Source organism: Terrabacter sp. P2_E3 (assembly GCF_056403915.1).
Window position 1 is genome coordinate 1 of the sequence record NZ_JBFUEN010000018.1, and the last position, 24,987, is coordinate 24,987.

At 72.3% G+C, this 24,987-nt stretch carries 19 protein-coding genes; 8 read left to right on the forward strand and 11 right to left on the reverse strand.

The features are described from left to right. The 11 genes from AC1DW8_RS19630 to AC1DW8_RS19680 form a co-directional block, all read right to left on the reverse strand. Window positions 1–2,433: glycoside hydrolase domain-containing protein (locus AC1DW8_RS19630; RefSeq protein ID WP_478095578.1), on the reverse strand; the 2,433-nt coding region annotated here is incomplete at its 3' end. A gap of 171 nt (window positions 2,434–2,604) precedes the next feature. Then, window positions 2,605–3,558: a BadF/BadG/BcrA/BcrD ATPase family protein gene (locus AC1DW8_RS19635; RefSeq protein WP_478095579.1), complete on the reverse strand. Its 954-nt coding sequence runs from the start codon at window positions 3,556–3,558 to the stop codon at window positions 2,605–2,607. A 13-nt stretch (window positions 3,559–3,571) separates the two neighbouring features. Next, window positions 3,572–4,480 (reverse strand): carbohydrate ABC transporter permease, encoded by a 909-nt coding sequence (locus AC1DW8_RS19640; RefSeq protein WP_056771920.1) that lies wholly within the window; start codon window positions 4,478–4,480, stop codon window positions 3,572–3,574. Further along, window positions 4,477–5,376 carry a carbohydrate ABC transporter permease gene (locus tag AC1DW8_RS19645; RefSeq protein WP_478095580.1) on the reverse strand — a complete coding sequence of 300 codons (900 nt, stop codon included), beginning with the start codon at window positions 5,374–5,376 and terminating at the stop codon, window positions 4,477–4,479. Before AC1DW8_RS19645 ends, AC1DW8_RS19640 begins: the two co-directional genes overlap by 4 nt. Before the next feature lie 10 nt (window positions 5,377–5,386). Further along, window positions 5,387–6,706: an ABC transporter substrate-binding protein gene (locus AC1DW8_RS19650; protein ID WP_478095581.1), complete on the reverse strand. Its 1,320-nt coding sequence runs from the start codon at window positions 6,704–6,706 to the stop codon at window positions 5,387–5,389. 68 nt (window positions 6,707–6,774) lie between these two features. After that, a complete protein-coding gene (locus AC1DW8_RS19655) occupies window positions 6,775–7,725 on the reverse strand; it encodes an N-acetylmuramic acid 6-phosphate etherase (protein WP_056822516.1) in 951 nt (316 codons plus the stop codon). A gap of 209 nt (window positions 7,726–7,934) precedes the next feature. Next, window positions 7,935–8,834, reverse strand: a complete 900-nt coding sequence (locus tag AC1DW8_RS19660; protein WP_020142469.1) for a MurR/RpiR family transcriptional regulator — start codon at window positions 8,832–8,834, stop codon at window positions 7,935–7,937. 4 nt (window positions 8,835–8,838) lie between these two features. Beyond that, entirely contained in the window at window positions 8,839–10,581 is a 1,743-nt protein-coding gene (locus AC1DW8_RS19665) for a serine hydrolase domain-containing protein (protein ID WP_056771911.1), read from the reverse strand. A gap of 55 nt (window positions 10,582–10,636) precedes the next feature. Next, window positions 10,637–11,959: an exo-beta-N-acetylmuramidase NamZ family protein gene (locus AC1DW8_RS19670; RefSeq protein ID WP_478095582.1), complete on the reverse strand. Its 1,323-nt coding sequence runs from the start codon at window positions 11,957–11,959 to the stop codon at window positions 10,637–10,639. Window positions 11,960–11,985: 26 nt separating this feature from the next. Next, window positions 11,986–13,797, reverse strand: a complete 1,812-nt coding sequence (locus AC1DW8_RS19675) for a glycoside hydrolase family 3 protein (RefSeq protein ID WP_478095583.1) — start codon at window positions 13,795–13,797, stop codon at window positions 11,986–11,988. A gap of 154 nt (window positions 13,798–13,951) precedes the next feature. Next, a complete protein-coding gene (locus AC1DW8_RS19680; RefSeq protein ID WP_478095584.1) occupies window positions 13,952–15,529 on the reverse strand; it encodes an ATP-dependent DNA ligase in 1,578 nt (525 codons plus the stop codon). A 112-nt stretch (window positions 15,530–15,641) separates the two neighbouring features. Here AC1DW8_RS19680 and AC1DW8_RS19685 point away from each other — a divergent pair, with 112 nt between their 5' ends. From AC1DW8_RS19685 to AC1DW8_RS19720, 8 genes are all read left to right on the forward strand, one after another. Next, window positions 15,642–16,652 carry an alpha/beta hydrolase gene (locus AC1DW8_RS19685; protein ID WP_056822506.1) on the forward strand — a complete coding sequence of 337 codons (1,011 nt, stop codon included), beginning with the start codon at window positions 15,642–15,644 and terminating at the stop codon, window positions 16,650–16,652. Window positions 16,653–16,767: 115 nt separating this feature from the next. Beyond that, window positions 16,768–17,553, forward strand: coding sequence for an SDR family NAD(P)-dependent oxidoreductase (locus AC1DW8_RS19690; RefSeq protein WP_478095585.1), 786 nt, complete (start codon window positions 16,768–16,770; stop codon window positions 17,551–17,553). Further along, window positions 17,550–18,320: a 3-oxoacyl-ACP reductase FabG gene (gene fabG / locus AC1DW8_RS19695; RefSeq protein WP_056771899.1), complete on the forward strand. Its 771-nt coding sequence runs from the start codon at window positions 17,550–17,552 to the stop codon at window positions 18,318–18,320. Before AC1DW8_RS19690 ends, fabG begins: the two co-directional genes overlap by 4 nt. Before the next feature lies 1 nt (window position 18,321). Then, window positions 18,322–19,368: a phosphotransferase family protein gene (locus tag AC1DW8_RS19700; RefSeq protein ID WP_478095586.1), complete on the forward strand. Its 1,047-nt coding sequence runs from the start codon at window positions 18,322–18,324 to the stop codon at window positions 19,366–19,368. 2 nt (window positions 19,369–19,370) lie between these two features. Then, window positions 19,371–20,591, forward strand: a complete 1,221-nt coding sequence (locus AC1DW8_RS19705) for an acyl-CoA dehydrogenase family protein (protein ID WP_478095587.1) — start codon at window positions 19,371–19,373, stop codon at window positions 20,589–20,591. 75 nt (window positions 20,592–20,666) lie between these two features. Continuing rightward, window positions 20,667–21,836, forward strand: coding sequence for an acyl-CoA dehydrogenase family protein (locus tag AC1DW8_RS19710; protein ID WP_478095588.1), 1,170 nt, complete (start codon window positions 20,667–20,669; stop codon window positions 21,834–21,836). A gap of 81 nt (window positions 21,837–21,917) precedes the next feature. Further along, window positions 21,918–22,331, forward strand: a complete 414-nt coding sequence (locus tag AC1DW8_RS19715) for a nitroreductase family deazaflavin-dependent oxidoreductase (RefSeq protein ID WP_056822498.1) — start codon at window positions 21,918–21,920, stop codon at window positions 22,329–22,331. A 165-nt stretch (window positions 22,332–22,496) separates the two neighbouring features. Then, window positions 22,497–24,971, forward strand: coding sequence for a sensor histidine kinase (locus tag AC1DW8_RS19720; RefSeq protein ID WP_478095589.1), 2,475 nt, complete (start codon window positions 22,497–22,499; stop codon window positions 24,969–24,971). The last annotated feature ends 16 nt before the right edge of the window (window positions 24,972–24,987 follow it).

Below are 24,987 nucleotides of genomic sequence, written 5' to 3' on the forward strand. Positions count from 1 at the left end.
GTTGACGATCGTCAGCGTGCCGGAGGTGGTGAGGCGGCCGACGAGGAGGTTGGCGACGGTCTGGCCGGCGGCGAAGTTGGCGGTGGAGCTGCCGGTGGTGGCGGTCGAGTCGGCGCTGAGGAAGCCGGCCGCCCGGGGTGAGGTGGCGGTGAGGTTGATCGCGGCGGCGGTCGCTCCGGCGGGCACGGGTGACCCGGTGACGCCGGCGACCTTGATGGTGAGCGAGGCGCCGGCGGCGATCGCGGTGCGCACGGGGTTGGCCGTCGTGCCGACGCGGGTGTCGAGCAGGCGAGTGGGCGTCACCGGGACGAGGTGCGAGAAGGACGAGGGCCGCACGGCCGCCGACGGGGTCGAGGCTGGGCCGGCACCGATGACGTTCGTCGCCGTCACCGTGAAGGTGTAGGCCGTCTCGTTGCGCAGCCCGGTGAGGGTGGCCGACGTGGCGGAGCCGGACACCGTCGCGCTCGCCCCCGCGGGCGAGGACGTCACGGTGTAGCCCGTCACCGGGCTGCCGTTCGACGTGGCCGCGGTCCAGCGGACGGTCGCGCGGCCGTTGTCGGGGACCGCCGCCACCGACGTCGGGGCCGACGGCGCGGTGGCCACGAGGGAGAACCGCATGGCGTCGACGCCGACCTGGGCGGTCGTGGGGCTGGGTCCGTTGTCGCCGGCGTGGACCCGCACCGAGGTCCCGGAGCGGGCGAGGTAGGTGCCGAGCGGGGACCACGTGCCCGCCGCCGTGGACTGGTCGACGACGGTGGTCGCGGACCCGCGGGCGTCGGTGACGGCATACGTGACCTTGGCGTCGGCGCGGGTGGCCGGGACGTAGGCGCTCACGGTGTACAGGCCGGCGGAGAGGGCCGGGGACCACGTGGCGCCGTTCTCCTCCGTGCTGCCGTTGGCGTAGGTGGAGTAGGCGCGTCCCTGCACACCCTGGCCCTGGTTGGGCTTCCAGTAGGACATGTTGCCGGTGAAGACGAACGACGGGCTGCCTGGGCCCGTCGTGTCGGAGCCGTAGCTGATCGGGACCGGCGCGCCCGTGACGCGGCCGCCGACCCAGTCGGCGTCGATGTCGATCCTCACCCCGCCCCACGTCTCGGTGCCGGTGGCGTACTGGTGGAGCCGCTGGCCGCCGGCCCAGTAGCTGTCCCGGAACTCGGGGTGACTCGTCGAGTCGGACAGGGTCTGCAGCCCGTTCCAGCTGGCGAACCACACGTTGTCGGGTGCGGTGAATCCCGTCGTGCCCATCGCCCTGGACAGGTCGACCATGAGCGAGGCGCTGCTGCCGTACGCACCGGACGTGTAGCCGCGGGCGTGCAGCTCCTGCGTCCACGCCGTCAGGAACGACAGGACCGTGGCCGTGCAGCCGGAGACGGTGGGGTCGTACGCCTCCATGTCGTAGTAGACGGGCGTGCCGGCGCCGAGACCGAAGAAGGCCGCGCGCCCGGCCGCGTCGGCAGCGGCGGCCCTGCCCTGCGCGGCAGCCTGCGTCGGGTCGATGGTGCTGAGGCCGGTCTGGTCGACGCAGGGTGCCTGTGGCCCGACGTAGATCGGGATGAGTCCCCAGCCCATCGAGCTGACCTGGCTCACCCACGTCGAGGAGAGGTTGCCGTCGCCGCAGGCCCGCATCGAGCCGCCGATGTAGATGCCCCCGGCACGGTAGGGGGACGCCAGCCAGGACTGCATCGTCGCGACGCTCGGGGCGGCGCACGCGTCGAACGCCATCCCGGTGAAGGGGTGTGGCCCCGACGTCGCGGCGGTCGAGGCCGTGCCCGGGGAGGCGGTGGCCGTGGAGGCAGTGGCCGACGAGGACGAGGCGGACGGGGTGGCTGCCGTCGTGCCGGCGGCTGCGACCGGGGCCGTGCGCGTGACCGCCGAGCTCGCGGTCGCGGTGGCGAGGACGTCGTCGACCCTCGACTCGCTCGCGCCCCACGTGGCGTCGACCTGCACGTCCTGTGCCGTGAACCTCGCCACCTTGGTGCCGGCGACGCGGTCGGTGCCGGTGTGGGCCCGGAGCGTGCCGAGGGCGGTCGTCCTCGAGGTCGTCGCCGTGCTGGCGCGGTCGGAGCCCGGGTGCAACCAGAGCGTCTCGGCGCGCCCGACGAGGTGCGCGGGGCAGTCCTGCTGGGAGCCCGGTCGGCCGAGGTAGACGGCCCGCACGTCGAGGCGGACGCAGCGGGTGGGGTCGGCGTCGAGGTCGACGACGGCCCAGTCGGACGGAACGGAGAGGTGGACGCCGCGGTAGTCCACGGATCGCGTGCCCGTGGGTGTCACGGCCGAGGCCGGCGCGGGGGTCGCTGTCGCGGGCGTCGCTGTCGCGGGAGTCGCCGGTGCTGGAGCCGCCGTCAGAGCAGCGGCGCTCGCGCTGGAGGCTGCACCGAACGCCAGTGCGGCAGCACCGACGAGTGCCGTGAGTCGGCGGGGTGAACCGGGCATGTCAGAACCTCTCGAGCGTCACGGCGGTGGTCCGGACGGCACGTGGATCCCGGTGGAGGCACGGCACAATTCGGGTGAATCGGACCACCCCCGTCGGAGGGTACCGGCTCGCCGCACCGCTGGGGCCCTTCCGGGCTCGTCAGCTGCCCAGGCGGGGTGCCGGCCCGCCGATCACGTCGTGAGGAGGTATGCCGGGTGCTCGGGGACCGCTCCCGTGTCGCGCAGGTGCCGGGCCAGGTGGAGGGCGCCGTCGAGGGCCCCACCGCGGGCCGCTGAGCGCCGGGCGCCCGCGCCGACCCGGGCGAGCCGGTCGTCGAGAGCGTCCGCGACCGGTCGGGCGCTGAGGAGGCCGCCGGTCGCCGTGAGGACCGGGTCGGTCAGGCCCTCCGCCGCGCGCAGCAGCGAGTCGGCGAGGTCGGCGCCGGAGCGGGCGCAGAGGGCGCGGGAGACGTCGTCGTCGGCTGCGGCCGCCGTGACGAGCGGGGCGACGGCGGCGAGGCGCTCGGGGGCGTCGGGGCTCGTCATGACGAGGCGCGGCCAGCCCTCCGGAGGGCCGAGCAGGTCGCTGGCCGCTGCCAGCAGGAGCGGCGACCCGTCGGGGAGCCCGTCGTGGGCGCGCAGTGCGGCGCGGAGTCCGGCCATGCCGAGGGTCGCCGCCGACCCGGCGTCGCCGAGCACGTGCCCCCACCCGTCGACCCGGCGCCACTGCTGCTCGAAGTCGGTGCCGAACGCGACCGCCCCGGTGCCCGCCGCGACGACCGCGCCGGGACCGATCCGGCCCGTCGCGCCGACGAGGTTGGCGACGGCGTCGCTGACGACGACGGTGCGCTCGGCGCCCAGGCCCTGCGCCACGGTGCGCAGCACCTCCGACCGGTCGGCGAGGAAGAGCAGGCCGCGCATCGACCAGACGACGACCGCGGGAGCCGCTGTGCCACGACGGGTCTCGTCGTCTGGGCGCGCTCCCAGCAGGGCGCGGGCGTCGGACACGAGCGCTGCGACGTCGATGCCGCCCGCCCCGACCCGCACGCCCGGTGCCGTGAGCACGGGGCCGGGCGACACGGCACACGTCTGCAGTCGGAGGCCCGACCCGCCGACGTCGACGGCCACGACCCGCTGCTCGCTCACGCGAGCGAGCCGATCACTTCGCCATGCCGGCGGTCAAGCCCGCGACGATCTGCTTCGTGGCGACGAGGAAGAGCACGATGAGCGGGACCGTCGTGATGACGAGCCCGGCGAAGACGGCCGAGTAGTTCGTCGCGTTCTCGCCGAAGAAGCTCGTCAGCCCGACCGGGAGGGTGTACTTGTCCTCGCTGCGCAGCAGCACGAGCGGGAAGAGGAAGTCGTTCCAGATCGGCACGAACCGGAAGACGGCCACGGTCGCGAGGGCCGGGCGCACGAGCGGGACCATGATCCGCCAGAAGGTCTGCCAGCTGCTCGCGCCGTCGAGCGCCGCCGCCTCCTCGAGCTCCTCGGGCAGCTGCCGGAAGAACGTCGTGAGGACGAAGATCGAGAACGGGATGCCCGATGCGGCGTACATGAGCATGAGACCGAGCCGCGAGTCGATGAGCCCGAGCCCGTCGAAGAGGTAGAAGATCGGCAGGATCGCGAGGTGGATCGGTAGCATCAGGCCGGAGAGGAAGAGCGCCTCGAGCCAGCGGAAGATCCGCGACCGCCCGCGGGCCAGCGCGTAGGCGGCCATCGTCGCGACGGCGGTCGAGATCGCGACCGCGCCGACCGTGACGAGGAGCGAGTTCCCGAAGTACGTCGCGAAGTTGCCGGTGGTCCACGCCTCGACGTAGCTGGCCGTCGTCGGGGGAGCGGGGAGGCCGAGCGGGTCGGTGATGAGGTCGGCGTTGGTGCGGAAGCTGTTGCTCACCATGAGCAGCAGCGGCACGAGCGCCAGGGCGGCATACCCCCAGAGGAGCACGCTGGCACCCGCGCCGCCCACGGGACGGTTGACCCGCGGTGGGCGCCGGCGGCTGCCCTGGGCCGGACGGGCCGCGACCTGCTCCTGCGGCGCCTCGGTGGTGACGACGGCCGTGGTCATGCGGTGATCCTCCGCTCGTGACGGCGCAGCACGGCCGTGGCGGCGTAGGCGCCACCGAAGATGATGAGGAAGAGCAGCGTGGCGAGGGCCGACGAGCTGCCGATGGCGTCGGTCGCTCCCGAGTCGAACGCCGTGCGGTAGAAGAGCAGCGACACGAAGTCCGTTGCGCCCGCGGGGTTTCCGGTCGAACCACCGAAGGCGTAGGGGAGCGCGAAGGCCTCCATGGCGAAGATGAACGTCAGGACCGACACCGTGCCGATGGCGGGCCCGAGCAGCGGCAGCGTGATCTTGAAGAACGCCTGCCGGTTGCTCGCGCCGTCGACGCGGGCCGCCTCGGTCAGCTCCTCCGGGACGCCACCCAGTGCGGCGCCGTAGAGCAGCACGGGGAAGCCGATCCACTGCCACACGCTGACGAGGATGACGACCCAGATGGCCGTCTTCGGGTCACCGAGCCACGGGAGGGCCCATGACTCGAGGCCGACCTTCGTCAGCAGCGTGTTGACCGGCCCGAACGTCGGCGACAGGAGCAGCGTCCAGAGGTAGCCGATGACGATCGGGCTGACGAGATAGGGCATCGCGTAGAGCGTCTGCAGCATCCGGCGACTGCGCGGACGCGTGTAGAGCAGGTAGGCGATCGTGAGCCCGAAGGTGTTCTGGATGAGCATCGTGCCGATGAAGAAGAGCACGTTGTGCAGCAGCGCCCGCGGGAGGTCTGTCGTGAACGGGGCCCTGGTGAAGAGCGTCACGAAGTTCTCGAGGCCCGCGAACGCTCCGCGGGTCGTGCCCTGCCACTGGAAGAAGGCGTAGGAGAACGCCGTCACCATCGGGTAGAGCACGAACACCGCGAAGAGCGCGAGCGCCGGAGCGACGAAGACCAGGCCGGTGCGGCGCCTCATGCAGGAACCGTCACGCGCTCGGCTTGAACCAGGTCTTGACGCCGGTCTCGAGGTCCTGGCTCACCGCGGTGGCGTCCTTGGAGCCGAGCAGCATCTCCTGCAGGCCCTTGCCGAGCAGGTCGGTGCCCGTGGGTGCGCCGTAGCGGAAGTCGGTGAGCAGCAGGTACGGCGAGCCGGACTTCGTGTAGTTCTCGCTCATCTGCTTGAGCAGCGGGTCGGTCGGCTCGACACCCGGCACGGCCGAGATCTGCTTGATGTCGTCGTTGACCATCTGGCCGAACTCCTTCGTGGTCATCCACTTCACGAGCTCCGTGGCCTCGGTCGGGTGCTTCGACTTGGCGGAGACGGCGAAGTTGCCATCGGCCCATCCTGCCGTCGTCGCCTCGGACCCGCTCGGCGAGCCCGGGGCCGGCGGCACCTGGAAGATGCCGATCTTCATGGCCGGGTTGGCCTTCTGGAAGACGGACAGGTCGAAGCTGCCACCGGGGATCATCGCGGCCTTCTCGGCCGAGAAGAGCGTCTGCGCGTCGGTCTGGGCCACGCCGGTGGCGTTCTTGGGCATGTACTTCTCGAGGTCGCCCACGACCTGCACCGACCCGACCCAGTCAGGGTCGGTGAAGGTCTTCTGGCCCGAGAGGACCTCGGCCTGGAAGGCCTTGCCGCCGAAGCGCGGGGCAGCGAGCACCTCGTGGACGATCGGGAGCGTCCAGTCGTCCTTGGCGCCGATGGCGATCGGCGTGACGCCGGCCGCCATGAGCTTGTCGTTGGCGGCGATGAACTCGGCCCACGTGGTGGGGGCCTTGATGCCGTTCTTCTCGAAGAGGCCCTGGTTGTAGAACATCTGGACGGTCTGGCGCGCGAGTGGCACCGAGTACGTCTTGCCGTCCTCCTTGCCCTTGGCGCTCGCGACGACGTTCTCGTCCCAGCCCGCGAGGTCGACCTTGCCGTCGAGCGGCAGCAGCGACTTGCTGGCCACGGTGCCCTGGAGCTGGCCGTAGGAGCGGACCTGCGGCACGTCCGGGCCGCTCGAGCCGGCGAGGCCGGTCGCGAGGATCTTGTTGTACTCCGTCGCCTTGAACGCCTTGAAGTCGATGGTGACGCCGGGGTGGGCCTTCTCGTACGCGTCGAAGATCTTGGTGTACGCCGCCTCGTCCTCCACGCGCCACGACCACACCGTCAGGGTGACCTTGCCGTCGTCACCGCCGCTCGAGGAGCCCGAGGAGGAGGGCGAGCAGGCGGTCACGACGAGCGCTCCGGAGAGCGCGGCGATCGTCAGGACCGTGCGGCGTGCGCGCCGCGACGAGCCGGGGAGGCGTGAGGCGAACGTCATGGTGGTGCTCCTGTCGGGTTCTGCTGGGTGCCTGGGGGTCGGCACGGGTGGGTGGGAGGGTGGTGGGTTCAGCGTTCGGGGGTCGGGGCGGCGGGGGCGGCCGGTGCGGCCACCTGGCCGCCGAGGGACGTCAGCGCGTGGGCCACGGAGCCGTCGTGGGCGGCGATCGCGTCGCGGGCCGTGGCGGCGTCGATGCCCGCGAGCATCGAGAGCAGTGCGGGCTTGAGCTCGCCGTCGGCGTCGTCGAGCGCCCGCCGGGCCTGCTCGGCGTCGGCGCCGGTGGCCTCCTGGAGGATCCGGACGACGCGGCCGCGGAGCTTGGCGTTCGTCGCGACGACGTCGACCATGAGGTTGCTCCACGTGCGGCCGAGGCGGATCATCACGGCGGTCGAGAACGAGTTGAGGACGAGCTTCTGGGCGGTGCCGGCCTTGAGGCGGGTCGAGCCGGTCAGCGCCTCGGGGCCGGTGCGCACGGCGAGCAGCAGGTCGGCGTGGACGGCGACCTCGGCGTCCGGGTTGGCGGTGACGAGGGCCGTGACGGCGCCGAGCTCGCGAGCCCGCGCGAGAGCGCCGGCCACGAACGGCGTACGCCCGGAGGCCGTGAGGCCGATGGCGATGTCGCCGGGACGCAGGGCCTCGGCCTCCTCGCGACCGAGGTCGACGTCGTCCTCGACGTTCTCGACGGCCTCGAGCAGGGCGCCGGGGCCACCCGCGTGGTGGGCCACGACGAGCCCGGCCGGGGCGTTGAAGGTGGGGCGCAGCTCGGCGGCGTCGAGCACGGCGAGGCGTCCGGACGTGCCGGCGCCGAAGTAGTGGACGGCCCCGCCGGCGCGGAGCGACTCGACCGCGCGGTCGACGAGGAGGGCCAGCTCGGGGAGGACCTCACCGACGGCACCGGCCACCGTCGCGTCCTCGGCGTTGAGTGCCCGGAGGATGTCGAGGGAGGTGTGCGTGTCGATGGACGTCGTCCCCGGATGGCGCTCCTCGGTGGGGGCGTCCACGGTCACCTCGCTGCTCACCCGTGCGAGGTTAGTTTCCTACGTCGCCAGCGTCAATGCCGTAAATGAGTAACATTCGCGTCACGGTCCCCAGTCCTCGAGTGAGCGCTTCGTCCCACTCGACTGAGCGCCGCGTCCCACGCGTCGCCGACTCCGGGACGTATGCCTGTGGCTCGGCGCTCACTCGACTGTGACTGGGCGCTCACTCGAGTTGGTCAAGGGCCTCGGTGTCAGTCGGTGACGTGGTGGCCGGCGACGGCCTCGCGGGTGTCGGCGACGGCCTTGCGGGCCTTGCGGAGGTTGCGCTGCGCGACGGCGATGTAGAGGCAGTCGACGACGGTCAGGGCGGCGATGCGGCTCGCCGTGGCGCCGGAGCGCAGGCTCGTCTCGCGTGCCGCCGTCGTCAGGAGGATGTCGACGCCGGAGGCCAGCCGGGACAGCGGGAAGTTCGTGATCGCGAGCGTCCGCGCACCCGTCGAGCGCGCCGCCGCCAGCGCCTCGATGGTCTCGGTCGTCGTGCCGGAGTGCGAGATGCCGACCGCGATGTCGCCCGGGCCGAGCAGCGTCGCGCTCGTCAGGGCGATGTGGGGGTCGTTCCACGCGAAGGCGACGATGCCGATGCGGTGCAGCTTCTGCTGGAGGTCGGTGCCGACGATCGAGCTCGCGCCGATGCCGTAGATGTCGACGCGACCGGCCCGGGCGATGGCTGCCGCCGCCGAGGCGAGGGCGTCGCGGTCGAGCTGCTGGGCGGTCTCCTCGACGGCGCTCGCGTCGCTGAAGGCCACCTTGGCGATGATGTCGTCGATGGTGTCGCTCGCGCTGATGTCGGTGCCGCCGCGGTTCATGGTGCGCGGGTGGGCCGACTCCTCGGCGAGCGCGAGCCGCAGCTGCGGGTAGCCGGGCAGCCCGAGCCGACGGCAGAAGCGCAGCACCGTCGTCTCGGACGTGCGTGCTGCCGTGGCCAGCTCGCTGATGGTCAGGCCGGCGGCGCGGCGCGCGTCGGCGAGGACGATGTCGGCGACACGGTCCTCGGCGGGCGACAGCGAGGGCTTGATCCCCCGCAGGCGGATGAGCAGCGACGCGCTCGCGGCACCTGCGGGGGACGAGGCCCCGTCCTCGGTCCTGGGCATGGGCCTACGCTACGGCGTCGCGGCCGGCGAGCCGCCAACCGTCCGCCGTGAAGGCGCCTGGTGTCTTCTCGCCGTCGAGCAGGACGCCGCCCGGTCCCCGGACGACGACGTCGTCGACGGCGACGCCCCGACCGAGGTAGCCCCCGTCGGTCGTGTGCCGCCAGCGCAGCAGCTGCGACCCGGCCGGCAGGTCGGCCCGCACCTGCACCCAGCGCCGCGTGCCGGCGCCGGAGATGACGCCGTCGGCCGTCTCGGTCTGCCCGCGGTCGACGACGTCGAACGGCAGGGCCGTCCACGTCGCGCCTCCGTCGGTGGAGCGCTCGAGGTGGAGCAGGTCGGTCTCCTCGGTGTCGAGGAAGAGGTCGAAGCCGAGGCGCGCACCTCCCGGACCGACGGGGAGGGCGGGTGTCGTCAGGGTGGTGGTCGTCGCGTTGTCGGACCCCGTGAACCAGGCCGTGTCGCCATGGCGCGGGCGGATGCCCATCGACGCGGCGAGCCCATGGGCCCACTCGCGACGGGCGAGGTTGATCGATCCCCAGTTGCGAGAGGGGTGCACGCGGTTGGTGAGCAGGATCGCGAACGACCGCGACGTGAAGTCGATGACGATCGACGTGCCCGTGTAGCCGGTGTGGCCCGCGGTGCGGGGGCCCGACAACGCGTCCATGTACCAACGCTGGTCGAGCTCGAAGCCGAGGCCGTGCGAGTCGCCGGGGAAGGCGCCGTTGAAGTTCGTGATGAGCGCCTCGACGCTCTTGCGGCTGAGGATGCGCTCGCCGCGGTAGGAGCCGCCGTTGAGCAGCGCCTGCGAGAGGATCGCGAGGTCGTCGACGGTGGAGAAGACCCCGGCGTGGCCGGCGACCCCGCCCAGCGACCAGGCGTTCTCGTCGTGGACCTCGCCGCGGACCATGCCGCGCGGCGGCGCCGTCTGGTACTCGGTCGCCGCCGTCCGGGCCTTGTCGGTCGGGTTGTAGCCGGTGTCCTTCATCCCGAGCGGCGCCGTGATCCGGTCGTGGACGACGGTGTCGAGCGGCTCGCCCCGCAGCTTCTCGACCATGACGCCGAGGGTGATGAGGTTGAGGTCGCTGTAGAGGTAGGTCGTGCCCGGCGCGTTGGTCAGCGGCTGGTCCATGACGGCCTTGATGCGCGAGGCCTTGTCGGGCCACTTGCTCCACAGCGGCAGCCACGAGGTGAAGCCGGACGTGTGCGTCAGCAGCTGGCGCACCGTCACGGCCCCCTTGCCGCCCGCGGCGAACTCCGGGAGGTATGCCGCCACCGGGCTCTCCAGGGAGACGCGCCCCTCCTCGATGAGCTGGACGACGGCGATCGAGGTGAAGAGCTTGGACACCGAGGCGAGGTCGAAGATCGTGTCGGTGCGCATCGGCTCCCACTGGTCGCGGGGCAGCTCGGTGCTCGCGTCGGCGTAGCGGAGCGCCCAGCCGCTCGCGTCGCGTTCGACGATGCGTCCCTCGTGGCCCATGATCCCGACGGCGCCGGCGAAGAGCGGGTGTCCGCTCGCGTCGACCTGCTCGTGGGCGTGGATCCGGTCGACGGCCTCGGCGATCGGGGCCGGGTCGAGCCCCAGTGACGCGGGGCTCGCGTCGGACAGCACGGTGTTGGGCGGCGCGAAACCGCGGTCGGGCTTGCTGAAGTCGTCGGCCGTCGCGGAGCCGACGGGTCCCGCGGTCACGAGACTGCCCGCGAGGGCGAGACTGCCGAGGGCAGCGGGGACGAGGGTGCGCAGGCGCATGTCACTCCTAGATCGTGCAACAGGTCGTGCAGCGGGTGGTGAGCCGGTGGACAGGTCAGTTCGAGGGGCCGCGGTAGAGGAGGTACTGCTGGCGCCGCGCGTCGAAGGCCGCGAGCTCGTCACGCCACGCGCCTACGACCTCGGCGGCGGGGGCGCCGGCCGAGATCTGGGTGCGGAGCCGCTGGGAGCCGTTCAGCTTGTCGATCCAGTAGGGTCGCGCCGGGTCGTAGGAGTCGTAGCGCCAGGCGAAGTCGCTGTAGAGCGCCTTGGCCGCGACGAGCATCTCGACGCTCGAGCGGATCGGGTCGAAGGCGGACGGGTCGGTGACGTGCAGCTGGACGCCGCCGCAGACGAGTCCGGTGTGCTTGCTGAACGTCGGGGAGAAGTAGGCCTCTCGGAAGCCCACGCCCGGAAGGTCCAGGGCGGCGAGGCGTTCGGCCCACCGGTAGTCGATGTAGGGCGCGCCGATGAGCTCGAACGGCCGGGTCGTGCCGCGGCCCTCGGAGAGGTTGGTCCCCTCGAACATCCCCGTGCCGGGGTAGACGAGCGCGGTGTCGGGAGTCGGCATGTTGGGACTCGGCATGACCCACGGGAGCCCGGTGACGGCATACGGCACGTCCCTGCGCCAGCCCTTGACCTCGATGACGGACAGCTCGCGCAGGCGGCCGCCCGCGTCAGCCGTGAGGAACTCGCCGTCGAAGTAGCGGGCCAGCTCGCCGACCGTCATGCCGTGCGCCTGGACGATCTCCTTGGCGCCGACGCCGGAGGTCCACGGCGTGGTCATCATCGGCCCGATCGCCGTGCCGCCGATGGGGTTCGGGCGGTCGAGCACGACGAAGCGGGCGCCGACGGCGACGGCCGCGCGCATCGCCGTGTACATCGTCCAGATGTAGGTGTAGAAGCGCGAGCCGACGTCCTGGATGTCGAAGACGACGGTCTCGACGCCGGCCGTGCGGAAGAGCGTCGTCATCTTGGCGGCGTTGGCGCCGTAGGCGTCGTAGACCATGAGCCCGGTGCGCGGGTCGGTGTGGTTGCCCTCGGAGTCGCCGGCCTGCGCGGTGCCGCGGAAGCCGTGCTCGGGCCCGAAGACGCCGACGACGTCGACGGCGCCGGACTCGTGCATCTCGTCGACGATGGTGCGCAGGTTGGTGAGGATGCCGGTCGGGTTGGTGATGATCCCGACCTTCTGGCCCGAGAGCGCCGACCAGCTCGAGGCGGCGGCGCTCTGCGCGCCCGTCGTGACGGGGTTGTTGGGGTAGCTGCTGGCGTATGCCGTCGGGCCGGCCTGCGCAGCAACGGAACCCGCTGCTGTGGCGGGGATGGCGACGGCGCCGAGGGCGCCGGCGGTGAGCAGCTGCCTGCGGTTGAGGTTGGTCATCTGGTCGCTCCCTGTCGTGGCGGGTGTCAGTAGGTGAGGCCGTGGCCGAACGGGTAGAGCACCGTGGCCGGGTCGCCCGCCACGGGGATGTCGACGGGCAGCGAGGCCGTCGGCGCGACGTCGCCCGTGATGACACGCGCCACCGCCTCGATCGCGACGGGGCTGTAGGAGTACGTCGCGAGGTAGGTCGGGGCGCTCGTGAAGTAGGCGATGTCGTAGGGGTCGCGCACGGCGACGACGACGACGGTCTTCCCGGTGGCGAGGAGCGTCTTGACGAGCTTCTGCTGCCCGCCACGGGTGTCCGTGACGCTCGTGTCCCAGGCCTTCATCGTCGTGACGACGACGACGTCCTTGTCGGCGGCCGCCGCGACGGCGGAGGCCACCACCGTGTCGGTGGGCGACGTGCCGGTCTGGACGGTCTGGACCGTCGCGCCCTTGGCCGTCATCGCTGCCGCGAGGGTCGCCGTCGTCGAGACGCCGTAGCCGGTGACGAGGACCTTCTTGCCGGCCGGGGCGATCGGGAGGGCCTTGGCGTCGTTCTTGACGAGCGTCGTCGTGCGGTCGGTGACCGAGCTCGCCGACGCGAGGTGCGCAGGCGTGCCGACGACCGACGAGAGCGCGGCGGGGTCGGCGTACGGTCGGGCCACGATGCCGCGGCGGTACTTGAGGCCCAGCACGCGGCGTACCTTCGCGTCGAGCTCGCTGCGCGGGATGCGGCCGCTGCGGACCGCGGCGATGACAGCGGCGTAGGCGTCGTCCATCGCGGGGGTCATGAGCAGCTGGTCGACGCCGGCGAGGAGGGCCCGGACGGCCACCTCGGCGTCGCCGTAGAGGTCGCGGACGCCCTGCATGGCGAGCGAGTCGGTGACGATCACGCCCTCGTAGCCGAGCTCCCCGCGCAGCACGCCCGTCATGATCGGCTTGCTCAGCGTGGCCGGGTTGCCCGAGTCGTCGAGCGCCGGGAACGACAGGTGCGCCGTCATGATCATGTCGATCTGCTCGTTGATGGCGGCCTTGAAGGGCGGCGCGTCGATCGACTCCCACTGCTCGCGCGTGTGGGTGATGATCGGGAACGCGACGTGGCTGTCGGTTGCGGTGTCACCGTGGCCGGGGAAGTGCTTGGCCGACGACGCCACGCCACCGTCGCGCTGGTAGCCGGCGACCTGCGCGGCCGCCAGCTCGGCGGCGAGGGCGGCCCGGGACGAGAAGGACCGCGTGCCGATGACGGGGTTGAGCGGGTTGACGTTGACGTCGCAGTCGGGGGCGAAGTTCGTGTTGACGCCCATGGCGAGCAGCTCGCGGCCGGTGATCGCGGCGGCCGTGCGGGCGTCGGCGGCGCTCCGGCCCGCTCCAAGGGCCATCGAGCCGGGGAACTGCGTGGCGGGCGGCCCGATGCGTGTCACCACGCCCTGCTCCTGGTCGGTCGCGATCTGGAGGGGGATCCGGACCTTGCTCGACTGCGTCAGGGCCGCCTTCTGCAGGCCGTTGGAGAGGCCGACGATCTGGTCGGGGTTCTGCACGCTGTCGGTCCAGGCGAAGTAGATGACACCACCGAGGTGGTACTTCTGCACGACCTCCGCCGGGCTCGCGACGCCGTAGAGCGGGACGTTGCGGCTGTCGGGGGTCGTGGCGTCCTTGCCGTAGACGTTCTGGATGAAGAGCTGACCGACCTTCTCCTCCAAGGACATCCGGGCGATCGTCGCGGTCACCCAGCCCGTCTCGCCGGCGGTCGCTGCAGGCGAGGAGCCCGCGGCGGCGCGGGCGCTTCCGGCTGCAGCACCGGCCGCTGCTGCGGCGAGGCCGCCCGCGATCACGGAGCGACGTGAGAGTTCGGACATGGACATGGTGCCTCCAGGAATGTGAAGAATTCACGCAATCTGCCGTCGCGCCGGAACTTACCTACGTACTGTGGCGTAGGCAACAGATAGCGGCGTGCCGTCTCACGACGCGCCGGGCGGGGGCCGGCCCACCGGCCCCACCCGCCGGCCTCGCTCACCAGCCGGCGAGGGACCTCACGGTCTGCACGGTGTCGACCTCGGAGACCGGCTTGTCGTCGCGGTAGCGCAGCACCCGGGCGAAGCGCAGGGCCATGCCGCCGGGGTAGCGCGACGACTTCTGCACGCCGTCGAAGGCGATCTCGACGACCTGCTCGGGGCGCAGTGGCACGACACCCCACTGCTGGTCCGAGCGCCCCGCCTCGACGTCCGTCGGGTCGAGCGCCAGGCCGCTGAACCGCTCGGTCTGCCAGGCGAGCATCTCGTCGGTCATCCCCTTGAAGGTCTTGCCGAGCATGACGAGCTCACCGGTGTCGGCGTCGCGGGCGCCGAGATGGATGTTGGACAGCCACCCCCGGCGCCGACCGCTACCCCACTCGACCGCGAGCACGACGAGGTCGAGGGTGTGCCGCGGCTTGACCTTGACCCATCCGGGACCGCGGCGGCCGGCGGCATACGGCAGCGCGGGGTCCTTGACGACGACGCCCTCGTGCCCGGCCGCGACGAGGTCGGCGAAGAACTGCTGGGCGCGCTGGGGGTCGGCGGTGCGCTCGCGCGGCACCCGCCACGCCGGCGGCACCGTCGCGGCGAGGCGCTCCCAGCGCACGTGCGCGGGCTCGTCGAGCAGGTCCTCGCCGTCGAGGTGGAGCACGTCGAAGAAGTAGGGCGTGAGCGGCACCTCCTCGCGCAGCCGGTCGACGTCGGCGCTGCTCGCCGTGCGGGCACCCGTGACCTGGAAGGGCTGGGGCCGGCCGCCGTCGGCCAGGGCGATGACCTCGCCGTCGAGGACGAGGGTCTCGACGTCGAGGGCTGCGAGCGCCTCGGTGATCTCGGGCATCCGGTCGGTGACCTCGTCGAGCGTGCGGGTGAAGAGGCGCACGGTGCCCGGGCTCGTGCGGTTGTCGACGTGGGCCTGGAGGCGTATGCCGTCGAGCTTGGTCTCGACGACGACCTCGCCTCCCAGCGTGGTGAGCGCTGCGGCGACGTCGGGGGCCGAGCCGGCGAGCATCGGGCGCAGCGGGCGGCCGACCTCGAGGGTGAGCGCCTCGAGGGCCTCGGTGCCCCCGGTGAGGGCGGCCCGGGCGACCGGCCCCGCGAAGCCGGCGAGCATGACGGCCCGGCGCACCGCGGCGTCGGGGACGTCGGCGGCCCTGGCGACGGCCTGGAGCATGACGCCGTCGCCGGCGCCCTGCCGGGTCTCTCCGGTGATGAGTCCGCGGAGCCAGGCCTGCTCGTCGGCGGTGGCGCGTCCGAAGAGCTCGCGCACGGCGGAGGAGCGGGCGGCGCCGGACCCGGACCCGCCGATGGCGGCGATCGCGGTGGCCGCGGCATCGACCTCCTCGACGGTCAGGGTCGAGGTGTCGGCCGGGTCGGGCAGGCCCTGCAGGCCGCGCCAGCTGACGCCGATGCGCCGCTGGGGGAGCGCGCCCGACAGGTGGGCGGTGACGACCTCGACGACGTCGGGACCGTCCTGCGCCGCACGCCGCAGGCAGGCCGCCAGCGCCTCGACCTTCGCGGTGCGCGACGACGTGGCGGCGACGGTGTGCGAGGTGGCGACGACGTCGGAGAGCTGCATGCCCCGATCCTGCCCGCTCCCACCCACATCCCCACCGTCGAGAGGCCACAGTTTGTGGGTGGCCAGGTGTCGAGGGGCCAAGGTCTGCGGGTGCCCGGACTAGATTCGCAGGATGAGTGTCATCGTCGACCGGACTCGCGGTCTCGTGCGCAGGGTTGCGCTGGGCACGGCAACCGCGGCCGGCGCGCTGCTCGTGACCGCGCGGACCACGCCCTGGCCGTCGGCGCTGCTCATCCGGGCCGTCTTCGACCGTGGGGCCGCGCACGCGAGCGCCGCCCTGGAGAAGCACGTCCCGGGCGACCTCGTCGAGGTCGTCGACGAGGCGTATGACATCGCCTCCCCCGACGGGCGGCTCGACGTCTTCCGGCCACCACGGACCGAGCCGCTGCCCACGGTGGTCTGGGTGCACGGCGGTGCGTTCGTGTCCGGGTCGAAGGGCGACGTCGCCAACTACCTCCGGGTGCTCGCCGGCCGCGGGTTCACGACGGTCGGGGTCGACTACTCGATCGCCCCCGGCTCGCGCTATCCCACGCCCGTCAAGCAGGTCGCCGCCGCGCTCGACCACCTCGTCGACCACGCCGACCGGCTCGGCGTCGACCCGGCGCGCATCGTCCTCGCCGGCGACTCGGCCGGCGCCCAGATCGCTGCGCAGGTCGCGCTGCTCGCCAGCGACGCTGCCTACGCGAAGGACGTCGGCATCGAGGTGGACGTGCCGCCGGCGTCCCTCAAGGGTCTCGTGCTCTTCTGCGGCGCCTACGACTTCAGCCTCGCGCAGGGTTCGACCCGGCTGGGCAGCTGGCTCATCGACACGGCCATCTGGTCCTACCTCGGCTCGACCCGGCGCCACGACGAACGGACGACCCGTCAGGGCTCGGTTCCGGTGCACGTCACGTCGTCGTTCCCCCCGGCCTTCGTCTCGGCCGGGAACGGTGACCCTCTCCTCCCGCACACGGTCGCGCTCGTCGAGGCACTCGACCGGCACGGCGTCGACCACGACGCCCTGCTCTTCGACGACGGCCACGAGCCGCGGCTCGGGCACGAGTTCCAGTTCGACCTCGACACCGCGGACGGGCGCGAGGCACTGGACCGCGCGGTCGCCTTCATCGAGCGCGTCGCCGGCTGAGGACCGCTGGAACTCTGGCCCCTCGACGTTCGAGGGGTGGGGCGGGCCGGCACTTGACGTGGAGGGGCTCTTGTCGTCAAGGTAAGCAAGCGCTTAGTCCATCGCGAGGAGCACCATGCCCGACACCGCCGTCGTCACCGGAGCAGCCCGGGGGATCGGCCGCGCCATCGCCACCCGTCTGGCCCGCGAGGGCTGGCAGGTCGTCGTCGCCGACCTCGACGCCGCTGAGCTCCAGGCGGTCGCGGACGAGCTGGGCGCCCTCGCGGTCCCGGGCGACACGTCCACCGACGCCGGCGTGCGGCACCTCGTCGACACGGCATACGACCGCCTCGGGCACGTCGACGTCTTCTTCGCCAACGCGGGGATCGGCACGCTCAAGGGTCTCGACGCCTCGGACGACGCGTGGACGCGCACCCTCGAGACGAACGTCCTCGCCCACGTGCGTGCCGCCCGGCACCTCGTGCCGCGCTGGCTCGACACCGGTGGCGGGCGCCTCGTCGTCACCGCGTCGGCCGCCGGGCTGCTGACGATGCTCGGCGACGCGCCCTACTCCGTGAGCAAGCACGGCGCCGTCGCCTTCGCCGAGTGGCTGAGCGCGACCTACCGCCACCGCGGGATCGTCGTCCAGGCGATCTGCCCCCAGGGCGTGCAGACCCGGATGCTCGACGGCTCCGGTCCGCTCAAGGACCTGCTCACCCTCGACGCGACGCTCACCGCCGACGAGGTCGCCGACGCCGCGTTCCGGGCGCTCGCGGGCGACGAGTTCTACGTCCTCCCGCACCCCGAGGTGAGCGGCTACTACGCGCAGCGCGCCGCCCACCCCGACGCCTGGCTCGCCGGCATGAACCGGCTCCAGCAGAAGCTCGACCACCAGACCGCCGACCAGCAGGAGAACGCATGACCGACCAGCCGAACACCTCCCAGCGCACCGCCATCGTCACCGGGGCCGCGCGCGGCATCGGCGCCGCCGTGGCCAAGCGCCTCGCCTCCGACGGGTATGCCGTCGCCGTCCTCGACCTCGACGAGTCCGCTTGCGCTGCAGTGGTGTCCGAGATCGAGTCCGCGGGTGGCACGGGTCTCGCTGTGGGTGTCGACGTGTCCGACGAGGCGGCCGTGCAGGCGGCCGTCGACCGCGTCGCGTCCGAGCTCGGTGCCCCGACGGTGCTCGTCAACAACGCCGGCATCATCCGCGACAACATGCTCTTCAAGATGAGCGCCGACGACTGGGACGCCGTCATGAACGTCCACCTCCGCGGCTCCTTCCTCATGACGCGGGCGACGCAGAAGCACATGATCGACGCGAAGTTCGGCCGCATCGTCAACCTCAGCTCGACCTCCGCGCTCGGCAACCGCGGGCAGGCCAACTACTCCGCCGCCAAGGCGGGCCTCCAGGGCTTCACGAAGACCCTCGCCATCGAGCTCGGCAAGTTCGGCGTCACGGCCAACGCCATCGCCCCCGGCTTCATCGCCACCGACATGACGCGCCAGACGGCCGAGCGGATGGGCATCACCTTCGAGCAGTTCCTCGAGGGCGCCGCCAAGGAGATCCCGGTGGCCCGCGTCGGCCAGCCCGAGGACATCGCCGCCACGACCTCCTTCCTCGTGCGCGACGAGGCCGGCTTCGTCTCCGGCCAGGTCATCTACGTCGCCGGCGGACCGAAGGACTGACGTGACCGACGCCCGCGACGCCGCCCCCGACGGGGACCCGCCCGGCCTGCCGCTCGACCGGCTCCGGCGATTCCTCGACGACACGGCGCCCGACCTGCTGTCGGGCCCGCTCAGCGGGAGGGTCGTCGCGGGCGGCAAGTCCAACCTCACCTACGAGGTCGGTGACGGCACCCGCACGGTCATCGTGCGCCGGCCGCCGCTCGGCCACGTGCTCGCCACCGCGCACGACATGGTGCGCGAGCACCGCGTCATCACCGCCCTGCGCGACACCGCCGTCCCCGTCCCCACGACGTATGCCGTGTGCGACGACCCCGACGTCGTCGGGGCGCCCTTCTACGTCATGGAGCGGGTCGAGGGCACGCCCTACCGCTTCGAGGCACAGCTCCAGCCCCTCGGCGCCGCACGGGTGCGGGCGGTCAGCGAGCGGATGGTCGACACCCTCGTCGCCCTGCACGCCGTCGACCCCGGGTCGGTCGGTCTCGGCCACTTCGGTCGCCCCGACGGCTTCCTCGAGCGGCAGGTGCGGCGCTGGAAGCAGCAGCTCGACGCCTCCCGCAGCCGTGACCTCCCGGGCATCGACGAGCTGCACGAGAGGCTCGCTGGATCCGTTCCGGCACAGGGTGACCCGACGATCGTCCACGGCGACTTCCGCCTCGACAACCTCCTCGTCACGAGCGACGACGAGGTCTCGGCGGTGCTCGACTGGGAGATGGCGACGCTGGGTGACCCCCTCACCGACGTCGCCCTGCTCGAGGCCTACCAGACCCTCCCGCTCATGATGGACAGCGTCGCCGTCTCCGACGTCTCGCGGACGCCGGGCTTCATCAGCGGTCCCGAGCTGCGCCAGCGGTATGCCGCCGCGAGCGGTCGCGACCTCGGGCACCTCTCGTTCCACCTCGGGCTCGCCTACTTCAAGCTCGCGGTGATCCTCGAGGGCATCCACTACCGCTACACCCAGGGCCAGACGGTCGGGAGCGGCTTCGCCCGCATCGGTGAGGCCACCGTCCCCCTCGTCACCGCCGGCCTCGCCGCCGTCAAGGAGAGCTGACCATGGACTTCGGATTCGACTCCCGCACCGAGGAGCTGCGCCAGGAGCTGCTCGGCTTCATGGACGAGCGCATCGTGCCGTCGCTGCCCGTCTTCGACGAGCAGGTATCGGCACTGCCCGACCGCTGGGCGTGGAGCACCGCGCCCGTGCTCCAGGACCTCCGGCAGGAGGCCCGCGACCTCGGGTTGTGGAACGTCTTCCTCCCCGGCGAGCACGGCGCCGGCCTGACGAACCTCCAGTACGCCCCGCTCGCCGAGATCACCGGCCGCGCCATCCGCCTCGCGCCCGCGGTCCTCAACTGCGCCGCCCCCGACACCGGCAACATGGAGGTGCTCGCCCAGTTCGGCAACGCCGAGCAGCAGGAGCGGTGGCTGAAACCCTTGCTGCGCGGCGAGATTCGCTCGGCGTTCGCGATGACCGAGCCCGACGTCGCGAGCAGCGACGCGACCAACATCGCCACGAGCATCCGGCGCGACGGCGACGACTACGTCATCAACGGCCGCAAGTGGTGGATCACCGGCGCGATGAACCCCGAGTGCGAGGTCCTCATCGTCATGGGCAAGACCGATCCCGACGCCGACCGGCACCGCCAGCAGTCGATGGTCCTCGTCCCGCGCGACACCCCCGGCGTGGAGGTCGTCCGCGGCATGGAGGTCTTCGGCTACGACGACCACGACCACGGCGGCCATGCCGAGCTGCGCTTCACCGACGTCCGCGTGCCCGCGAGCAACCTCATCGGCGAGGAGGGCACCGGTTTCGCCATCGCCCAGGCCCGCCTCGGCCCCGGCCGGATCCACCACTGCATGCGCTCGATCGGCCTCGCCGAGGTCGCCATCGAGGCCATGTGCCGCCGCGCCTCCGAGCGCGTCGCCTTCGGGCGGCCCATCGCCGAGCAGGGTGTCGTCCGCGACTGGATCGCCGAGTCCCGCGTGCGCATCGAGCAGCTGCGCCTGCTCGTGCTCAAGACCGCCTGGCTCATGGACACCGTCGGCAACAAGGGCGCCCACACCGAGATCCAGGCGATCAAGATCGCGACGCCCAAGACCGTCGAGTGGATCCTCGACAAGGCCATCCAGACCCACGGCGCCGCCGGGCTGAGCCAGGACACCGAGCTCGCGGCCGCCTTCGCCGGCATCCGCACGCTGCGCTTCGCCGACGGCCCCGACGAGGTGCACAAGAACGCCCTCGCCAAGGCCGAGCTGCGGAGGTATGCCGCCCGCTGACCCCCGCCGGACGGCATACGCCCGCCGGGCGCCCGACGGCACGACCCACCCGACCGCACGACGAAGGGACCGACGATGGACTTCGACCTCAGCGCCGAGGAGCGCGAGATCCGCGACTGGGTGCGCACCTTCGTGCGCAAGGAGATCGTGCCGCTGGAGCCGCAGGTGCTCGAGCGGGAGCGGCGGGGCGAGCGCGGCCTGACGGTCGAGGAGCTGAAAGCCCTTCAGGACAAGGCCCGCTCGTCCGGCTTCTTCGGCATCCAGACACCCGAGAGTCACGGCGGGATGGGCCAGGGTGCCGTCGTCGCCGCGCTCATCGAGATCGAGCTCGGCCGGTCGTTCGTGCCGTTCCGCTTCGCCGGCGAGGCCGACAACATCCTCTTCTCGGCCACCGAGGAGCAGCAGGACACCTACCTCCGCCCGACGATCGAGGGCACCCGGAGGTCGTGCTTCGCGATCACCGAGCCCGGGGCCGGTTCCGATGCCCGCGCCATCCGCACGAGTGCCCGACGCGAGGGCGACGAGTGGGTCATCAACGGCGAGAAGACCTTCATCACCGGCGGCAACGAGGCCGACTTCGTCATGGTCTTCGCCGTGACGGACAAGGAGAAGGGCGCCGACGGCGGCGTCACGTGCTTCCTCGTCGACCGCGACCGCGGGTGGACGAGCACCCCCATCGACACGATGGGCGAGTGGGGCCCGGCCGCGCTCGTCTTCGACGACGTCCGCGTGCCGCACTCCGCGATCCTCGGCGAGGAGGGCAAGGGCTTCGACCTCGCGATGCGCTGGATCGGCAAGGGGCGCTACATGCTGCCCGCGCGCGCGCTCGGCTCGTGCGAGCGGCTCGTCGAGATGGGGATGGAGTGGGCCCGCAACCGGGTCACCTTCGGCCAGCCCATCGCCGAGCGGCAGGCCATCCAGTGGATGGTCGCCGACTCCGCCGTCGAGATCGAGGCGCTGCGCTGGCTCGTGCTCGCCGCCGCCTGGCAGGTCGACCGCGGCCTCGACTCGCGCCAGTCCCAGTCGATGGCCAAGCTCTACGGCGGCGTCAAGGCCAACGAGATCGTCGACCGCGTGCTCCAGATGCACGGCGGCATGGGCTACACCCGCGAGCTGCCCGTCGAGCGGTGGTACCGCGAGCTGCGCCTGCTGCGCATCTACGAGGGCACCGACGAGATCCAGCGCCGCACCATCGCGCGCAACCTGCTCAAGGGGCACGTGTCGGTGCGTGGGCACCTGGGCTGACGCGCGGCCGCACCCGACCCGGCGGCATACGCCCTCGACCAAACGAGCCCCGTCGGGGCCGGTGGGGAGGATGCTGTGGGGATGGCAGGCCCACCCGCAAGCGCGAAGCAGTTCAACAAGGTCGCCGTCCGGCTCGCCGGGCACCGCGTCTTCCCGCTCTGGGCGGTGCTGCGCCACCAAGGCCGCTCGAGCGGCAAGGACTACGCGACCCCCATCGCCGTCATCCCCACGCCGTCGACCTTCATCATCGCCCTCCCGTGGGGACGAGGCACCGACTGGGTCCGCAACGTCCGCGCCGCCGGCGGCTGCACGATCCGCTGGAAGGGCCGCGAGTTCACCTGCACCGAGCCGACGTTCGTCGACAAGGCCGTCGCCCTCGCCGCGGCGAAGGGCATGACCCGGCGGGCGATCGACCGCCGCGACATGCCCGGCGGCTTCCTCCAGCTGACCCGGACCCCGGCCCCCGAGCACTCGGCGATGCAGTCCGGCTGGTGACGACCGGCCACTCCGGCCGACGACACGGGTACGAAAAGTCCCTTTTGCCGGATTGTCGCCGTCTCTGCGACATCATGAGTCAATGAGGTCAGCGGAAAAGGCTGCACGTGACGCCGCGCGTCGACCGAAGAGCTCCGGGACGCTGGCCCCGAACAGGGCACCCTCGTGACCCGCCCGACCCTTGGCCGCGCGCGCTGGTGGGTGGTGGCGGCCCTGGCGCTCGTCGGCGTCTTCGTCCTCGGGGCGACCGCGGTGCGCTTCGCCCCGCCCGGGTCGACCGTCGCCGTCTGGTGGCCGGCCGCCGGCCTCGCGGTGTCGTTCCTGCTTGCGACGGCACGGGGCGCACGGGCCTGGCTCTTCGTCGTGGGCGTCCTCGTCTCCAGTGCGGCCGCCAACGCCTACGGAGGGCGCCCGCCCCTCGTGGCCCTGTGCTTCGGCGTGGCCAATGCCGCCGAGGTGGCGGTCGTCTATGGGCTGCTGACCCGCGGCGGCCGGCGACCCGCGCTCGCGTCGATGGAGGATCTCTGGAACCTCCTCGCGGCGACGCTCGCCGGAGCCCTCGTCTTCGGCCTGTTCGCCGGGCTCACCGTGAGCATCGGTGTCGGCGGCCCGTTCCTCGCGACCGCGTCCGCCGTCACCGCCTCGCACGCCGCCGCCGTGCTCGTCTTCGCTCCCCTCGGCATCGCCGTGGGCACGCGCCGCACCCGCCGCCCGGGCTTCGAGGACCTCGTCCAGTGGGTCGTCGTCGTCGGGCTCACGGCCTGGGTCTTCAATCCCGACCAGGCGCTGCCGCTCGCGTTCCTGCCCATCCCCGTCCTCGTCTGGGGCGCCCTGCGCCTCGGGCTGCGCACGGTCGCGATCCAGCTGCTCGTCGTCGGTGTCCTGGCCGTCACGCTGACGAGCATCGGCGGCGGACCCTTCGCTGCGGCGGCGCGGGTCGGCGGACTCCGGCCCGAGACGGTCGGCGCGCTCACCCAGGCGTTCCTCGTGACGGCCGCCGTCACCGCCCTCTCGCTCGCCGTCGCCTCGACGCAGCGCCGCGCTGCCCTCGCCGACCTGCGCAGCGAGGTCGAGCTCAGCAGCGTCGTGCTCGACACCGCCGCCAGCGCTATCATCGTCGTCGACCGCGCCGGGGCCATCGCCCGCCTCAACGCGACGGCGGCGCGGCTGCTCGGTGCACCCGAGGCCGAGCTCGTCGGACGTCCGGCGGCGGAGGTCTTCCCCGTCGACGACCACGAGCGCGTCTCCGCGCAGATGGCCGGCATCGGCGAGGGTGCCGTGCCGCTCCACGAGGAGCAGGACTGGCGCGTCACGGGACTCGGGGTGCGTCACATCGTGTGGACCAACGCGTACCTCACCGACGACACCGGGCACCGCACCCACCTCGTCAAGACCGGCGTCGACGTCACCGACGAGCGTGCGGCCCGGACCTTCGTCGAGGCCGTGCTCGAGGCCGCCACCGCCACCGCGATCATCGGCACCGACCTCGACGGCGTCATCACCCTCTTCAACCGCGGTGCCGAGACCGTGCTCGGCTGGCGCGCGTCGGAGGTCGTGAGCCGCAAGGACTGGTCGCTGCTGCACGACCCCGCCGAGATCGACCGCCGGGCCGAGGAGCTCGGCGTCGAGCCCGGATTCGACGTGCTCGTGCACCGCGTCCGGGGCGGCGCCGCGACCGAGACCCGTGACTGGACCTATGTCCGCAAGGACGGCACCCGTCGCACGGTGTCCCTGACGATGAGCGGCATCCGCGACGAGGGCGGACAGCTCACGGGCTACCTCGGCGTCGCCGAGGACGTCACGAGACGCCGGCAGGTCGAGGTCACCCTGCAGGTCGCGCTCGACCGGGAGCGTGAGGCGGTCGAGGAGCTGACCCAGCTCGACCGGACGAAGTCCGACTTCGTGTCGGCGGTCAGCCACGAGCTGCGCACTCCGCTCGCCAGCGTGCTCGGCTACACCGAGATGCTCGAGGACGGCGCCGCCGGCGCTCTCACCGACCGCCAGCTCGAGCTCGTGGCCCGCGTCGACCGCAACGGCCGTCGCCTGCTCTCGCTCATCGAGGACCTCCTGCTCAACTCCCGCATCGAGGCCGGACGTCTCGAGCTCGCCCCGCGCCGGTGCGACCTGTCCGACGTCGTCGCCAGCGCGTGGACGTCGGTCGAGACGGTGACGGCGCAGCGCGACCTCGTGCGCGAGGTCGAGGTGTGGCCGCGACCGCTGTGGATCGAGGGCGACCCGGCCGCGCTCGAGCGGATGGTCACCAACCTGCTCTCCAACGCCGTGAAGTTCACCCCGGACGGCGGCCGGGTCGCGCTCGCCGCGCACCCCGACGACCGCCGTCCGGACACGGTCCGCCTCGTCGTCTCCGACTCCGGGATGGGCATCCCGGAGTCCGACCACGAGCGCGTCTTCGCGCGGTTCTTCCGCTCGAGTGCGGCCAACGAGCGGGCCATCCAGGGCTCCGGTCTCGGGCTGTCGATCGTGCGCGCCATCGCCGAGGGGCACGGCGGGTCGGTGTCGGTCGCCTCGGCCCCCGACGAGGGATCGACGTTCACGGTGTGTCTTCCCGTTGCGGGTTCTGCCGGTCCGCCCACGAAAGCGGCCTCTCGGACATATCGTGACCATCGGGATGATTCCTAGTGGCGGCGGCCACGAT

Excerpts from the sequence above, each read along its gene's own strand:
- AC1DW8_RS19640 (WP_056771920.1), bottom strand. The coding sequence starts at position 4,480 with ATGACCACGGCCGTCGTCACCACCGAGGCGCCGCAGGAGCAGGTCGCG.
- AC1DW8_RS19645 (WP_478095580.1), bottom strand. The coding sequence starts at position 5,376 with ATGAGGCGCCGCACCGGCCTGGTCTTCGTCGCTCCGGCGCTCGCGCTC.
- AC1DW8_RS19650 (WP_478095581.1), bottom strand. The coding sequence starts at position 6,706 with ATGACGTTCGCCTCACGCCTCCCCGGCTCGTCGCGGCGCGCACGCCGC.
- AC1DW8_RS19660 (WP_020142469.1), bottom strand. The coding sequence starts at position 8,834 with ATGCCCAGGACCGAGGACGGGGCCTCGTCCCCCGCAGGTGCCGCGAGC.
- AC1DW8_RS19665 (WP_056771911.1), bottom strand. The coding sequence starts at position 10,581 with ATGCGCCTGCGCACCCTCGTCCCCGCTGCCCTCGGCAGTCTCGCCCTC.
- AC1DW8_RS19670 (WP_478095582.1), bottom strand. The coding sequence starts at position 11,959 with ATGACCAACCTCAACCGCAGGCAGCTGCTCACCGCCGGCGCCCTCGGC.
- AC1DW8_RS19675 (WP_478095583.1), bottom strand. The coding sequence starts at position 13,797 with ATGTCCGAACTCTCACGTCGCTCCGTGATCGCGGGCGGCCTCGCCGCA.
- AC1DW8_RS19680 (WP_478095584.1), bottom strand. The coding sequence starts at position 15,529 with ATGCAGCTCTCCGACGTCGTCGCCACCTCGCACACCGTCGCCGCCACG.
- AC1DW8_RS19685 (WP_056822506.1), top strand. The coding sequence starts at position 15,642 with ATGAGTGTCATCGTCGACCGGACTCGCGGTCTCGTGCGCAGGGTTGCG.
- AC1DW8_RS19690 (WP_478095585.1), top strand. The coding sequence starts at position 16,768 with ATGCCCGACACCGCCGTCGTCACCGGAGCAGCCCGGGGGATCGGCCGC.
- fabG (WP_056771899.1), top strand. The coding sequence starts at position 17,550 with ATGACCGACCAGCCGAACACCTCCCAGCGCACCGCCATCGTCACCGGG.
- AC1DW8_RS19705 (WP_478095587.1), top strand. The coding sequence starts at position 19,371 with ATGGACTTCGGATTCGACTCCCGCACCGAGGAGCTGCGCCAGGAGCTG.
- AC1DW8_RS19710 (WP_478095588.1), top strand. The coding sequence starts at position 20,667 with ATGGACTTCGACCTCAGCGCCGAGGAGCGCGAGATCCGCGACTGGGTG.
- AC1DW8_RS19715 (WP_056822498.1), top strand. The coding sequence starts at position 21,918 with ATGGCAGGCCCACCCGCAAGCGCGAAGCAGTTCAACAAGGTCGCCGTC.